The organism is Pseudolabrys sp. (assembly GCF_035943735.1).
Lineage (GTDB): Bacteria > Pseudomonadota > Alphaproteobacteria > Rhizobiales > Xanthobacteraceae > Pseudolabrys.
This window is the reverse complement of the sequence record NZ_DASZBV010000006.1, coordinates 65,689-80,541: the sequence shown is the minus strand read 5'-3', so window position 1 is coordinate 80,541 and position 14,853 is coordinate 65,689. Positions and strand designations below refer to the sequence as shown.

Below are 14,853 nucleotides of genomic sequence, written 5' to 3'. Positions count from 1 at the left end.
TTGCTCATTGCAAATCGATCGTTCGACATGGCGCCCTCGCTCCCGGGGCAGGCCGCCGCTTGAGCGGCCAAGACGAGAACCCCGCCGCGCAGCGGAATTTCTTATTGGCCAACGAAAAACCCCCGCCGAGCCGGGCGGGGGGAAACGGGTTCGTCCGGAATTGTCAACGGGCCCTGTGGTCCATTTCTACGCGCGGAGCTCGCACGAGCCTCGTTGACAATCCGCCGACGGGTTACGAGCGCCGCGGGTCATCCGCGAGATTCGGCAGCCGGTATTGCGGCGTGAACAACAAGGTGCTCGGCCTCCACCTCTCCGGCCGCTTCGACTCCATCTCGACAAGGCCCAGTTCAGAGAGGAGCTCCAGTCCCTCGTCGACGGCGGCGGTGGTGCCCACGGAGCGCTGCAGACCACGAACGAGCTCGCGGTGATCGAACGCCGTTCGTTTGCTCCCGTGCTTCTGGACCCAGCTGATAACGAACCTCGCCGCGGTCACCTGCGCCGACATGCTCGTCGGGGACAGGACCCGTGTGCCGGCCGCGGCTACATAGTGCGAAACGAGCGTCGCCGCGCGTTCGATCGTGTCGGGGCGCAGTTCAGAAGGGACCTCACCCCCTTCCAACATGTTCTCGGCGACATGCAGCACCGCAGCCAGGCGGACGACGAGGTCGGGTAGCGCTTCCCGCCAAGCCGCGAAAGGGTGCTGCAGATCGGGGCCGAGCTGGTCGAACTTGTCCTTAATGCGCCCGAGAAGTCGCGCCGCACCGGGCTGAAAGACGAGCACCCGCGGCTCGTCCGAGAACATCCGCAAGCGGCCCAATAGCACTGTAAGGGGCTCGATAAACGCGGGCTGCATCGGACCGGTGCCCGTTTCATTGCAGGGCACGAAGACGGTGCTTCGCAGCGCCTCCGGCGCCGCGCGGTGGAGCGTCAGGGCGTCCGCGAAGCTGACCATCCCGATCACGCCCGCATCCGCCGAGCGCACGCGCATAGTTCCGTTCTGGTCCGGGACCAGCAGCCGGTCGCCCCGCGCGGCGGCGTTCAAGAGTTGGGCGACGGCCTTTCCTGTTGCGTTCGAGCGCGTCCCCACAATCGTCGGCAACGTCGATTCCTGGACGACGAGGACACCCCGATCCCCGCCCAGCGCCGCCATCACCTTGTTCGGCCTCGCATCGCTGAGCACAAACGCCGACGGCAGCCGTTCGGCAGCGCCTTCGGAGCGGCACGTGGATACGATCGGCGCCGTCGGCAGTCCCAGGGTTCGCGCATCAAGGGCGGCGCGAAGAACCAATTTCTCCCGGGCGGCGGCGACCGCCTGATCGACGCGCCGCGCCGCCATGGCCGCGCGCCACTGTTCCGTCTCGCGCGCCCCGCATTCGTGCGCCGCCTGCAGGACGGCCGACGTTCCGGACGGCCATCCCGCGCCGTCCTTGACGAGACCGACGCGCAGGACGATCGAGCCGCCTTCGGCCTCGTCGCAGCGCCAGACCGAAGCAGCTGCCGCCGAGATCGTCGCAAGGGCCGGGAACAGGACTTCCGGCGCGGTCCGGCAGGGGCCGAACAGGTTCTGCAACGCCGCCGACAACGTATTCTCCTTGATCACGCCGCCAGCCGGCGGCGAGAAGCACAGTGCGGTCGCGACCGCTTCCTTGCTCGCAAGCAACGGAGTCGCGGTGCTGGCGAGCAGTTCGGACCGGCGCCCTTCTCCCGTCGCGGCGATCACCTCGCGCCCGGCCAAGGGCAGGCTCGGCTTCGTTTCGGGCGCGACGGCAGCGTCCGTGCGGGTGCGGTCCTCCGCGTCTTCCTTGGCAGTGGGCGCCAGCGTGATCGGGTCCTCGCCAACGGCCTTCTCCGGATCGCCGGCCACGAGCGGCAGCGACTCTTGATCTTCGTCGTGCATGCTTCTCTCCTGTGGGATGTGAAACCTTGAGTCCGCGCACGAGCAGGGGAAAGTCGCCACAGGTAGTTTGAGAGCGCCGGGTCTTGGCGCGCGTTGCCGGACGGCAGCGCCGCCTTCGCACCACTGGGCGAGTCGATTTTAAGCTCGCAAAATCGGCGCTCGGCGCGGCCGTGATGAACCAGGCCGGGCCGACACTGTGGCGATCAACGTCGCTGTGGATTGCGATCTGACCAGGACCGCAGAGCACGTCAGACGAAGCCACTCAATTGTGGCAAGTGGATCCGGAAAAACTATGTCGTTGATTCCGATTCATAATTTTGGATTCTGCTCTAATCGGACGAGAGGCGCCATGGTTTTCCCCGTAAATCGTCGCGGGCCGTGAGGTCGAGGCTGGCGCCGTGGGGAGACCTGTGCCCAAGTTAATATGCATGTCGTCGCGCGATATGCACGTGTCCTCAGTCCCGGTCATCTTCCTGCTGCTGGCTCAGTACGGGGGCAGGCCGACCGTGCCGCTCGAAACGGTGGTGGCGGACTACTTCTCGCATCTGACGGCCGAGAAATTCTGCCGCAAGGCCCTGCGTGGCGAGATCGACATTCCGATCATTCGCATTGAGCGCAGCCAGAAATCGCAAAAGCACATCGCCTTGCGCGACTTGGCCGACTACCTCGACAACCGCTGGAACGAGGCGATCAAGGAGCGCGATGCCCTCTGCGGGCAGAAATAGAAGTACGACGCTGGTACGACGCCGCTTCACTAACTCCTGTTGTTTCCAGCGCAGGACGCGCCCCCCGTCCCGTCATCAATTGCGGTCCCGGGACCTGCGCCGCGTCGGCCAGGATGACCGAGGACCGGTTGGGCTCTCGACCACATCGCCCTTATTTCGTTAACAGCCATTAACCGTACTGCGCACCGCCGTGGAATTCCCGACGCCCGCCCTTGACCGCGGAACGATCCGAACTACCTTTAGTTTTGCTGACGAATTTTTCCGCGTTCGCGCGGGTAAACCATAAGGCCGACGTGGCCTCCTCCGCGTTCGCGCGGGTCAACGCGCTCCGCTTTGCTTGCGGGTGCGTGGCAATTCGTCTGGCTAAACCCCGGACAATTTTCGCTGAAGACGAGCCGCTCCCCGGAGCAGCAGTCCTCTGACCGCGCATACGGCAGCTCTGCCGCCAAGACGCGTAACAGGAGTAAGGGAGTCAACTAGTGATCAACTAGTTGGATCGCCACATGGACGCACGGACCGAGGATAAGAATTTTGACAACTTCCGGCGGCGGCTATCGCCACAGGAACTCGATGCCTTGATGCGGGCAAACGACCACAAAAAGGCGACAGCCTACGTCCCTGCTGTTCGCCCGCGTTCGAAGGCGGCGGAGGCGCAGGACGGCTACCGAGTTCGGCAGCAAGCCAAGGCGAGGGATCAATTCAACGTAACGACGACGACGGACCCGCTGAAGCGCGACATCATGCGGAGGTGCATCCAGACGATCGAGTACGACCAAGTCGGCGCCGCCGCGCTTGAGGCTGTGCTCGACGACCCGACGATTGCGGAGCTCGCCAGGCAAATCCGGTCGCGACGGCGGCCTGGAGACACCGCGAACGACAACAACAACCCGGGGGCATCCGGACAGCGACAGGTGACCGATCTCGTTCACGCGCTGCTCGACGACGCTTCGCTCCGCGATCTCGTCCACGACCTCCTGGAATGCGACCGCGCCGCGATCGATGCTGTCGCGCAGACGATCGGGTCGCCGCATGGACCGCAGGTGTTGTCTCGCGTTAATGAACTCGATGAAGAAGAATTCGCGGGGCTTTTGAGGATTCTGAATCATCACCAGCGCGGACCGCTCCTCAAGCACTGCGCGCACCGGGGCATCGGCATGGAGCTGCTCATCGGCATTTATCACCCCGAAGCCCCGGACCTTGGCCGCAAGCTGCAGGAGCTGCCGGCCCTTTGGCAACGGCTTTTCCGGTATTTGACCCGCAATCTGGGCTAGGGCGTGGACTCATAAGTCTTAAGCCAAATTCGGGTTGAGGCGATTAGGACGGCGGCGAGGAAGTTGCGTGCCAGCTTGTCGAAGCGCGTGGCGATACGTCTGAACTGCTCGAGTTTGCAGAAGAAGCGCTCGATCAGGTTGCGTTGTCGATTGATGGCAGGATCGACGCTGCGCCGGATAATGCGTCGTGAACAACTCGGAATGTTGGGCCGGGCTCCCGAGCGCGCAATCAGGTCGAGAACGGCGTTGCTGGCGTAGCCTCGATCGGCCACGACGGCGACCGGTACCGACAGACCTTCCAGGAGTTGAGGCACCGCGCCCATGTCGGAGGCTTGGCCGGGCGAGATCAGCAGGCGCACCGGCAGGCCATCCTGATCGACGACGGCGTGGATTTTGGTGCTCAGTCCTCCACGAGAACGGCCAATGGCGTGATCCGGACCCCCTTTTTTCCGCCCGCGGCGTGCTGGTGAGCTCGGATGATGGAAGAGTCGATGAACTGCATGGACTGAGGCGATTTCGCCGCCAGCGTTTCGAATATCCTCAGCCAGACTCCAGCCTTCGCCCATCTGTTGTAGCGGTTGTAGACGGTCGTGTAGGGCCCATAGCGTTCTGGGAGGTCCCTCCATGGAGAGCCTGTACGCAGAACATAGAAGATGCCGTTCACCACCCGGCGGTCATCCACACAGGCCACCCCGCGTGGTTTGTTCGGCAGCGACGGTTCGATCAGCGGCCATTCCGTTTCACTGAGATCATAGCGTGCCATTGCAAGACTCCCTCTAGGAGCCTTGAATCAACTCGCAGCGCGCTCAGCAAGCGTAATGAGTACAGGACCTAGGCGACGAGCCGGATTGTTTGAATGATTTGGCGCTTATTACCGGCGTGTGTCAGGCGGCGACTTGTCGCAGATGCCCGGCCTCCTCATCCCAATTCGCGCCCCGCGCGCGCGTCCCTCTGCCGCCCCACCCCGTTCAGGTTCAATACGGAACAAAGTCAATTTGGTTATGCTTTCCGGGTCAGGGCCACTGTCTTGGTTCGGATGGTTCACATGCAAATGCGCGCGAAGATGACACTCGTCGGAGCGGCTGTCGGTGCTCTATGGGCGTTCGGAACTCCACAGGCCCACGCACTTGAGACCGTCAAAGTCACACAAGCTGTCGCCAGTTTTTCATTCCTACCAGCGGACTACGCCAAGGCCGCCGGATATTTCAAGAAAGAAGGTTTGAACGTTCAACAGATCGCCACTCGCGGTGGTGGCCCGGATATGGCGGCGCTCGTATCTGGAAACGTCACTTTTAACTTTGGCGTCGGCGTTTACGAGATCAACGCGCTGATCCAAAACCAGCCGCTCGTCAATGTCCTCAATATGGAAGATCGCCCCTCGATCAGCGTGGTCCTAAGCAGGGCGGCCGTAGCAAAAGCCGGCCTGAAGCCGAGCGCGTCTCTCGCGCAGCGCGCCGCCGCACTGAAGGGCCTGAAGATCGGAATTACCCGTCCAGGCTCACTCACCGACAAGGAAATACGCCATCTTGCAAAGATTGGCGGACTGAAGAAAGGAGACATCAAGATCGTCGCGATCGGCCGTCCGCAAAGCATGATCGCCGCCCTGAAGCTCGGGCAAATCGATGGCTTCTCGATTTCCATTCCCTACGATCGCCTGGCCGTCGACAAGATGCTGGCCGTCGAGTGGATCAACAATCCGGCTGGTCAGGACAACTCCGTCGACCCCTTCATGATGTCCAGTCTGGTGACTACGCCTCAAATGGTGAAGCAGCACCCGGACCTTATACGAAAGATGGTCAAGGCACTGCGTCATGCCATGCAGGACATCATCACAAAGCCAGTACCTGCCATCAGGAGCGTGATCGCGCATGAATACTCCAAGATCGATACGCATACCCTCGACGTATCGATCGCCGCGGCCAAGAAGCTGATGAACCCGACCGGTAAGGTAACGCTCCAGATGGCGCAGAACACGGTCGCGTTCGATGGACGCGGGGCCTCGGCCCAGGCGCTCTTCAAGACCTTCGACTCTCAGTTTCTAAAGTAGATTATGGCCGATCGCGCCGCCGTTGAAGTACGCGGTGTTTCACGAACCTTCAGGGGCCCCCGCGGCGAAATGGTGGCCCTGAAGGACGTGAACCTTACTATCGGGGCCGGTGAGTTCGTTACGGTGGTGGGCCCGTCCGGCTGCGGAAAGTCAACTCTTCTCAATCTCATCGTCGGTTTGATCGAGCCCACACAGGGCGAGCTCTGGTACGCGGGCGAGCCCTATCGCGGCATCAACCACGACATCGGCTATGTCACCCAGGCTGACAATCTGTTCCCGTGGCGCACGGTGCTGCGAAACGTAACCTTCGGCCTTGAAATGCGGCACATCGGTACACGGAAAGACCGCCGGCGGCGCGCCCTGGAACTTCTGGACCAAGTCGGGCTGCAGGGCTTCGCAGGCCACTATCGCCACGAGTTGTCCGGCGGGATGCGGCAACGGGTGAACATCGTTCGGACCATCGCCTATAATCCGAAGGTCATCCTCTTGGACGAGCCGTTCGGTCCGCTGGATGTGCAGAACCGGCTGCAGCTTCAGGACCTGCTGCTCAGGCTTTGGCAAAGCCGTCCGGGCACGACCGTAATTTTTATTACGCACGATCTTACCGAGGCCATCGCGCTTGGCGACCGGGTGGTTGTCATGAGCGCGCGACCAGGGCGCGTTCGCGAGGTCTTCCCCGTGACGTTGCCGAGACCGCGGGACATCTACACTATTCATACAAACCAGATTTTCCGTTCCCTTTACGACAAGGTGTGGGCGCACCTTGCCGAAGAAATGCGGGTGACGACGTCGTGAAGGGCGCGAGGCTCATATTCTGGCGCTTGTTGGTCGTCATTATCATTCTCGGAACATGGCAGGGATTGTCCGGGCCGGTTTTCAGCTCATTCTGGGTCTCGCGGCCTTCAACCATCGTCATCTGGCTGCGCAATGCGATATTGAACGGTACGCTTGGCTCCGATCTTCTGATCACGGCAAAAGAGACGGTTTATGGATATCTGGTCGGCGCAGCAGGCGGCCTGATGTTGGCCTTCGTGCTGGCTCAGAGCGAGCGTGCGGCTCTCGTGCTCCGGCCATTCATTCTGGCAATTTACGGGATACCGCGCATCGCGCTGGCGCCGCTTTTCGTTCTCTGGTTCGGAATTGCATTGACTTCGAAGGTCATGATGGCCGCTTTGGTCACGCTGCTGCTGGTCTTCTTCAACACATATGAAGGCATACGCAGCGCAAATCCAGAATTGAGAAATGTCGCTCTGGTAATGGACGCCAACCGGTGGCAGCTTTTCTGGAATGTGACCTTGCCCGATGCGAGCCCCTGGATACTTGCCGGCTTGCGCATCAGCATACCGCAGGCCCTCGTCGGTGCAGTCGTGGCGGAATTCATCGCCTCGACCGGCGGTGTCGGCTATCTCATCATGGACACTACCAGCACGCTGGATTCAGCAGGCACAATGGCCGGAATTATTATTCTAATGCTAGTTGTCCTTCTCCTTGGTACAATTCTGGACCGCATAGAAGGTAGACTGCTGCGCTGGCGGCCGCAGCAGAACGGTACTCGCAAGCGATAGCCCGCATTTGCGAGGCACTCCTGATGTCAACGTGCCGCCAATCGCGCGAGCAGGTCCGATCGGCGCTAGGAAGCGGATTTACGCGCGCGGGCGGCTTAGTCCGGCTCGGGCCATATGCGGACGTGAGCAAGTGCTGAACACGGCTCGCGACGATCCTGATGCACTATCATCCGCGCGCTGATCCGAAGCGTGCGCGCGAACATTGAAATGACACGCGTGACTGTGAATGTCGCAAAACTACTAGGCACCTCTAGGCCGCCGTCACTTGCAGCCCGCGCTGCACCGCCGGACGCGCGAGGCCCCGGTCGAGCCAAGCCTGCACATGAAGAAAGCGAACGAAACCGACAAGTTCGCGCGTTTCGTAAAAACCGATCAGATTGCGCACCCAGCCGAGTAGCGAAATATCGGCGATGCTATAGCCAGCGCCCATCACCCAAGCAAATAGGGGGTAATCGTCCACCCGGCCCACCCGATCGAAGTGTGTAGGCCGCGCCGCAATGGCTGCAGCGCCCTCGCGACGATCGTCGAGTCGATCGACATCATCAGCCAGCGCGAAAGCGACGAACGTGATCACCACGCCGCCGTGAAGGGGTCGGCTCTCGACGCGGGACGTGGACGGCTCGCCAGACAGGCAAGGCACATGTTGGACGCTCATGCGCGTCTCATATCAGCCCGTCGCGACCCGTATGCCTACGAATCCGCAGGGCAGCTCCGCTGGTGTGCTTCGCGGAGGGTATCGTCGTGCGCGACCGTGTGCGACAGGCTACGGTTGGGACGGCCCATTCAAGACTGCTCGAACGATCTGCTCGGGCTTGATCGGCGTGGCGTTGAATTCCACCTTCAGATGCGACAGCGCATCGGCCACGGCGTTGGCGATGACGACAGGCGGAGCGATCGCACTGCCCTCGCCGACGCCCTTTACGCCAAGTGGATTGAGCGGCGACGGCGAATGCATGTGGATGAGGTCGAGATGCGGCGCGTCGCTCGCGCCCGGCACCAGGTAGTCCATGAACGAACCCACCAGCAACTGTCCATCGGAATCGTATGTCAGTTCCTCGAGCATGGCGCCGCCCAGCCCCTGGATCGCGCCGCCGTGAATCTGACCGTCGACCAGCATCGGGTTAACCACCGTGCCGCAGTCGTGGACGATCACGTATTTCTTGATGTCGATGCGCCCGATTTGCGGATCGACCTCAAGAATGGCTGCGTGCGTGGCATAGGCCCAGGTGACGGTCTGCGGCTCGAAATATGCGGTCTCCTCGAGGCCCGCCGGCATGCCGTCAGGACGTCCGTGATCCCAGCCCGGGCGCGCCGCCTTGGCGATCTTCGCAAGGCTGACCTCGTTGCCCGGGACACCGAGGATGCCGACGCCGCCGCTACGCAGCTCGAGATCGCCGGCCGAGCATTCGAGCATGTTAGCTGCGATCGCGAACACCTTCTCGCGCAATGGCTCGCTGGCTCGGTGGATAGCGCCGGAGAGCGTCACCGTGCTGCGGCTGGCGATCGTGCCAAACCCGATCGAGATCGCCGATGTGTCGGCGAGGGCAATGACGACGTCCTTCGGCTCGACTTTCCATTCGTCGGCGACAATCTGGGCGAAGATCGTCTCCATCCCCTGCCCCTGCGGACAAGCGCCGCCGGCGACATAGAGCTTGCCGGTCGGATCGATCCGGACGGTCGCGCTCTCGAAGGGACCGACCCCGGTACCTTCGACGTAGCAACCGAGGCCGAGACCGAGATAGCGGCCCCCGGCGCGCGCGGCGCGTTGCTGCTCGCGGAAAGGCTCGACCCCGCCGATCGCCTCGAGCGCCAGCCTGAGGGATTCCGGATAATCGCCGCTGTCGTAGACGATCGACTCACCGTCGCGATACGGAATGCCGAGATGATATGGCATCTCCGACGCCGGAATAAGGTTGCACCGCCGCACCTCGGCCGGCTCGAGCTTGAGCTCGGCGGCGATGAGATCCATCGCACGCTCCATCGCGAAGCTCGCTTCCGGGCGTCCGGCGCCGCGGTAGGGCGCATTCGGCACTTTGTTTGTCACGACGATGCGAGAGCGGACCGAGAAGTTGTCGAACTTGTACGGACCCGGCAGGTGCACGGCGGTGTTGTAAGCGATGCCCGAGCCGATCGGATTCCACGCGCCGCAATCGACGTAGAAGCTGTCGCGGAAGGCGAGCAGCCGGCCGTCATCGCCGAAGCCGACCTCGACATCGTGAATCTGGTCACGCGAGTGACAGGCGCTGACGAAGTGCTCGTGACGGTCCTCGATCCATTTGACCGGACGACCGATTTCACGCGCCACAAACGGGATCAGGAGATCCTCGGGGTAGACGTGCCCCTTCACACCGAAGCCGCCGCCGACGTCCAGCGCCACGCATCGGATGCGCGCTTCCGGCATGTTCAGCACCGTCGACGCTTCGCGCCGCAGCCAATGCACGACCTGGCAGGAAGACCAGATATTCACACTGTCCGTGCGCGCGTCGTAGCTGCCGACCACTCCACGGCATTCCATCGGAATGGCGGCATAACGGTGATGGTAGAAGCGGCGCTTCAGACGGTGCGGCGCCGCGGCAAGCGCCGCCTCGGTATCGCCCTTCTCGACCGCGAAGTCGCCGATCAAATTGGTCCCGTACTGCTCGTGAAGGACGGCGGCGCCTTCGCCAAGGCCTGCCTCCGGATCGACGACCACGGGCAGCGGCTCAAGATCGACCTCGACCAACTCCGCCGCATCTTCCGCCTGGTAGCGCGTTTCGGCGACGACAATGGCGATTGCCTCACCGACGTGGCGCACCTTGTCGAATGCGAGCAGCGACTGCTGTGGATTGAGGAAGGTGTGTTGCACGCGAGTCGTCCATTTGCGCGGTAGCGCGAGCTGCGTGTCGGGCACTGGCGGCAACAGCTCCATCAGATCGGGACCGGCGATCGCATAGACCACGCCGGGCGCGGTGCGTGCGCGCGACAGATCGACTGAGCGGATGCGCGCATGCGCCACCTGGCTGCGGACGAATGCGGCATGCAGCATGCCGGGCAGTTTGAGATCCGCAACGTACTCGCCCCGGCCGGTCAACAGCCGCTGGTCCTCGCGTCGCAGCATGGATTTGCCGACGAACCCGCCCTTTGCCTCAGACATTGGCCACCGCTCCCGCCGCTTTCTGCGCCCGCATCTCCGCCGCGGCGGCGAGCACCGCTTTCACGATGTTCTGGTAGCCGGTGCAGCGGCAGAGCACCGCGGACAGGGCCTCCCGCACCTCGGCTTCGGTAGGCGACGCGTTCGTATTGAGGAAGTCGATCGCCACCGCGAGCATGCCCGGGGTGCAGAACCCGCACTGCAGCGCGTGGTTCTCGTGGAAGGCCTTCTGCAGCGGGTGGAACGTGCCGTCCTTGGCGATCCCCTCGACCGTCACGATCTCGGCGCCGTCGGCCTGCACGGCGAGCATGATGCAGGAGCGCGACGCTTCGCCGTTGAATAGGATCGTGCAGGCGCCGCACACCCCGTGCTCGCAGCCGACATGCGTGCCGGTGAGATCGAGATGATCACGCAGGAAATCCGCGAGCAACGTGCGCGGCTCGCAGCGCCCTTCGTAGGCGCGGCCGTTCACCGTCAGGCGAACATCGACCGGTTTCGTCATCGCGTTGCCTCCGCATGTTGCGCCGGGCTGGCCGCAGTCATGCCAATGGCTCGTCCGAGCGCCCGCGCCGTCAGCACGCGCGTCAGGTGCCGGCGGTAGTCCGCGCTCGCGTTGCGGTCCTCCAGCGGCTCGATCGCCGCGGCTGCCGCGTGCGCTGCCGCGTCTACCGCGGCGCGGTCCGCGGCCCGGCCTTCCAGCGTCGCTTCGGCTTTGGTGAGACGGCGCGAGCACGCGGACACGCCGGCGGTGGCGATCCGGGCTATTTGGCACACGCCGCCGTCCAGCACGACCATTGCCGCCACAGCGGCGATCGCGAAGTCGCCACGCCGCCGCGAGAATTCCTCGACCGCGAAGCGCGCGTCGCGCGGCATTAACGGCATACGAATTTCGGTGATGATCTCATCGGCATCTATGACCGTCGTCATCGCGTCCTGTATCAAATCGGCGGCCGCGACCGTACGCTTACCTCTGGCGCTCCTCAGGCTCACTTCGCCGCCCAGCGCCTGCAGCACCATCGGAATCTCGGCTGCGGAGTCCGCATTGGCGATCGAGCCGCCGATCGTGCCTCTCGACCGCGTCGGCAGATGGCCGACCATCCGGATGGCCTCGAGCAACAACGGCACGTCGCGCGCGACGATCGGCGAAAACTCGATGGCGCGCTGACGGGTCATCGCGCCGAAACGCACCATGCCGCCTTCGGACTTGATGTAGGACAGCTCGGCCACGCGATTGAGGTCGACGACGATCTCCGGCGTCGCCAGACGGAAGTTCATCATTGGCAGCAAGGTCTGTCCGCCGGCGAGCACACGGGCATCCCCGCCGTGGCGCGCGAGCAGGCTTGTCGCTTCCTCCACGGTTGCCGGCGCGTAGTAATCGAAGAGGGCGGGTTTCATGCGAGCTTATCCAAGACTGCGGCACCTGATGGGAATTGTGTCGGACCAATGTAACTGAATCTGCCTGGGCCGGCGCGTCGATGCACTCGCCCGCATCAGCAGCCGCGGCTTACCGCCCCCTATCACTACGCTGGGATATGTGCCACGGCAGCGTCCACCGCTCAAATAGTTCAACGACGAAGAACACGATCGTGCCGAGGATGCCGAGCAGCAGGATGGCGGCAAAGGCGCGGGCGCTGTTGAAGGTTGCCTGACTCGTCAGGATGACGTTGCCTAGGCCCCGCTCGCCAGCGACAAACTCCCCGACGATGGCGCCGATCAGCGCGAACGAGATACCGATCTTCGCGCCGGCGAACATGCTCGGCAGGGCGTTCGGGAAGCGCACCTTCATCATAATGTCGCGCCGCTTTGCCTTGGCCGAACGCGCGAGGTCGATCATTTCGTCGTCGACGGCGCGCAGGCCGGCCGTGGCGTTGATGACGATCGGGAACACGGCGATGATCGCGGCGATGGCGATCTTCGGCGCGCCACCGGTGCCGAGCCAGATCACGAATAGTGGCGCGAGCGCCACCTTCGGCACCGCGTTGGTCGCAACCAGCAGCGTGTAGAAAGTGCGGTCGAGCCAGCGTGAGGATACGATGGCCATTGCGGAAAGAATGCCGCCGATCAGCGCGATGGCGAAGCCGACCAGCGTCACGTAGAGCGTGTAGACCGACTGCTCGCTGAAGAACAACGGGTGCTGCACTATGTCGGCGACGACGATCGAAGGCGCCGGCAAAAGGAACGAGCGGATGCCGAACAGCCGCACCGAGCCTTCCCAAAGCAGAACCAGCGCCGCCAGAACGATGACGACTGTGCGCGCATATTCCGACCGGCGCCACAGGTTCATGACATCACTCGGCCTTGACGAGCCCCATGGACGCGAAGAGATGGCGGATGTGATGGACATACTTTCCGAAATCCTCGGTTTGACGGATGCTCAGCGGGCGGGGACGTGGAATGTCGATCGGCACGATCTCGGCGATGCGGCCGGGGTTGCGCGCCATCACCACGACGCGATCGGCCAGGTAGACGGCCTCGTCGATGCCGTGGGTGATGAACATCACGGTCTTGCGGGTCTGGTACCAAAGTCGTTCCAGCTCGGCGTTGAGATCGTCACGAGTCATGGCGTCGAGCGCGCCGAACGGTTCGTCCATCAGCAGCAATTCAGGGTCGACGATCAAGGCGCGGCAGATGGCCACGCGCTGGCGCATGCCACCCGACAGCTCCCATGGATAACGGTTTGCGTAGCCGTCGAGGCCGTAGTTCTTCAGGAGTTGGAGCGCCCGTTCCTCGTAGTCCCGGCGGCGCAGTCCGCGAAACTCGACGACGATCAGCACATTGTCGAGGATCGTCCGCCAGTCCAGCAGCACGTCGCGCTGAAACACGACCGCCATGTTGTCCGGCGGCGCGACGACGGGCTGCTGCTGCACCTCAATGTTGCCTGAGCTGATGGGCTGCAAGCCGGCGACGCATTTCAGGAGCGTGCTCTTGCCGCAGCCAGACGGCCCGACCACGCTAATGAATTCGCCGGCAGCGATATCGAGATTGACGTCGCGTAGCGCGGTGATTGGATTGCCATCGACCGCGTAGACTTTATCGACATTAGCGATCGAGATGTACGGCAAGCTGCGGCCCGCATGGGCCGCGGGTGCCGAGTGCTTCGGGACGAGGCCGACTGTCACGACTTGATCAGATCATTGGTGTAAAATTCGGCGATCTTGGCGTCAGTCTTCATGAGGCCCACCTCGGACATCGAGGCGACTGCCTGCTTCCAATCGTCGACCGACTGCCAGCCGAGCGGCTTGCTTACTGTGTGCGGTGTGTTGAGGAACTCTTTGCACAGCACCGTCTGGCCTTTGAGGATGGCCGGATTGAGCTGCTTGTTCGGCCGGTCGGTGATGATCGCCTGCACGGCCTCATCGACATGCGCCGGCGCGGCGAAGATGTAGTTCCAGGCGCGGCTCTGGTTGTTGGCAAGCCTGGCCAGTTCGTCCTTGCGCTTGGCCAGTGTCGCGTCCGTCGCGATGAGGCCATAGCTCGGAAACATGATGCCCACATCGGCGGCCAGGAACGAGCGGGCCGGGCGCGCTTCCGCGACGTAGGGCTCGCCGAATTCCTTCAGCGACATGAAGCCATCGGCGCCGCCCGCGGCGTAGGTCGAGACCATGGCCGCCGGCGACACCATCACGACGTTGACCTTTCCCGGCCCCTCGCCGCGCTCCAGACCAATGCGCTTGATGTAGCTGTCGATGAACGGCGCCCAGGGGCTGTTAGCGAAGCAGACGAGCTTCTTGCCCGCGAGTTCCTTGGCCGACTTCAGACCCTTCTTCTTGTCGACGAGAACGGCGAGGTCGCCTTTACGCAGATACCCGGCAAAGGAGGTCACGGGCAGGCCCTGCGCCCGGGCGATCGCCATCGGGCCGAGCTGCACGAGGCCGACGTCGACCCTGCCGGCGGCAACTAGATTGATGGTGTTCAGGGTGCCAGTACCGTCCTGCAGGTCGATATTGAGGCCATCCTTCTTGAACCAGCCCTTCACGTTCGAGAGATGCAGCGCCGAGTGCACCCCCCAGGGCGCGAAGTCGACCCGCACAGACAGCGCGTCGGCGGCAAAGGCGCGGCCCCCACCAACGAGGAATGGCGCCGCCAGAAGACCGCCCGCGACCGCGCGGCGGGTGAGCCCGATGGCCTGCTTGGTATCGCGATTGTCGGTCGACATTGATGATCTCCCCTTGTGTACGGCGCGTCGCTTGGCTGACGGCCACGGCATTTTCATGCTCT

General features: G+C 63.1%; 12 protein-coding genes and 2 pseudogenes. 5 read left to right on the top strand and 9 right to left on the bottom strand.

Translation table 11 applies throughout. The features are described from left to right. Positions 1-232 precede the first annotated feature (232 nt). Entirely contained in the window at positions 233-1,897 is a 1,665-nt protein-coding gene (locus tag VGV41_RS03395) for a DUF3987 domain-containing protein (protein ID WP_326862247.1), read from the bottom strand. Between the two features lie 428 nt (positions 1,898-2,325). On the opposite strand from VGV41_RS03395, the gene VGV41_RS03390 reads away from it, so the two are divergent. Beyond that, the gene (locus tag VGV41_RS03390) at positions 2,326-2,622 is read left to right on the top strand and encodes a pyocin activator PrtN family protein (protein ID WP_326862246.1); all 297 of its coding nucleotides are present in this window, start codon (positions 2,326-2,328) and stop codon (positions 2,620-2,622) included. Between the two features lie 503 nt (positions 2,623-3,125). After that, entirely contained in the window at positions 3,126-3,893 is a 768-nt protein-coding gene (locus tag VGV41_RS03385; protein ID WP_326862245.1) for a hypothetical protein, read from the top strand. On the opposite strand, the pseudogene VGV41_RS03380 reads toward VGV41_RS03385, so the two are convergent. Then, positions 3,890-4,656 (bottom strand): annotated as a pseudogene (locus tag VGV41_RS03380) (IS5 family transposase). The gene VGV41_RS03385 and the pseudogene VGV41_RS03380 overlap by 4 nt on opposite strands. A gap of 282 nt (positions 4,657-4,938) precedes the next feature. On the opposite strand from VGV41_RS03380, the gene VGV41_RS03375 reads away from it, so the two are divergent. Genes VGV41_RS03375 through VGV41_RS03365 form a run of 3 tightly spaced genes read left to right on the top strand, consistent with a single transcriptional unit; the run spans position 4,939 to position 7,505 of the window. Beyond that, on the top strand, positions 4,939-5,940 hold the full coding sequence (locus VGV41_RS03375) for an ABC transporter substrate-binding protein (RefSeq protein WP_326862244.1): 1,002 nt from the start codon (positions 4,939-4,941) through the stop codon (positions 5,938-5,940). A 3-nt stretch (positions 5,941-5,943) separates the two neighbouring features. Then, complete coding sequence (locus tag VGV41_RS03370) at positions 5,944-6,735, top strand: ABC transporter ATP-binding protein (protein WP_326862243.1); 792 nt, start codon at positions 5,944-5,946, stop codon at positions 6,733-6,735. Beyond that, on the top strand, positions 6,732-7,505 hold the full coding sequence (locus VGV41_RS03365; RefSeq protein ID WP_326862241.1) for an ABC transporter permease: 774 nt from the start codon (positions 6,732-6,734) through the stop codon (positions 7,503-7,505). Before VGV41_RS03370 ends, VGV41_RS03365 begins: the two co-directional genes overlap by 4 nt. A 250-nt stretch (positions 7,506-7,755) precedes the next feature. Here VGV41_RS03365 and VGV41_RS03360 read toward each other — a convergent pair. From VGV41_RS03360 to VGV41_RS03330, 7 genes and pseudogenes are all read right to left on the bottom strand, one after another. Beyond that, positions 7,756-7,941, bottom strand: a pseudogene (locus tag VGV41_RS03360) (glutathione S-transferase); the annotation flags it as partial. Positions 7,942-8,268: 327 nt separating this feature from the next. Then, on the bottom strand, positions 8,269-10,638 hold the full coding sequence (locus VGV41_RS03355) for a xanthine dehydrogenase family protein molybdopterin-binding subunit (protein ID WP_326862240.1): 2,370 nt from the start codon (positions 10,636-10,638) through the stop codon (positions 8,269-8,271). Next, complete coding sequence (locus tag VGV41_RS03350; protein WP_326862239.1) at positions 10,631-11,137, bottom strand: (2Fe-2S)-binding protein; 507 nt, start codon at positions 11,135-11,137, stop codon at positions 10,631-10,633. The genes VGV41_RS03355 and VGV41_RS03350 overlap by 8 nt, the downstream gene beginning before the upstream one ends. After that, positions 11,134-12,030 carry a xanthine dehydrogenase family protein subunit M gene (locus VGV41_RS03345; protein WP_326862238.1) on the bottom strand — a complete coding sequence of 299 codons (897 nt, stop codon included), beginning with the start codon at positions 12,028-12,030 and terminating at the stop codon, positions 11,134-11,136. The genes VGV41_RS03350 and VGV41_RS03345 overlap by 4 nt, the downstream gene beginning before the upstream one ends. 109 nt (positions 12,031-12,139) lie before the next feature. Next, positions 12,140-12,919, bottom strand: a complete 780-nt coding sequence (locus VGV41_RS03340) for an ABC transporter permease (protein WP_326862237.1) — start codon at positions 12,917-12,919, stop codon at positions 12,140-12,142. 4 nt (positions 12,920-12,923) lie between these two features. After that, positions 12,924-13,754: an ABC transporter ATP-binding protein gene (locus VGV41_RS03335; protein WP_326862236.1), complete on the bottom strand. Its 831-nt coding sequence runs from the start codon at positions 13,752-13,754 to the stop codon at positions 12,924-12,926. Then, positions 13,751-14,791, bottom strand: coding sequence for an ABC transporter substrate-binding protein (locus tag VGV41_RS03330; RefSeq protein WP_326862235.1), 1,041 nt, complete (start codon positions 14,789-14,791; stop codon positions 13,751-13,753). The genes VGV41_RS03335 and VGV41_RS03330 overlap by 4 nt, the downstream gene beginning before the upstream one ends. Positions 14,792-14,853 lie beyond the last annotated feature (62 nt).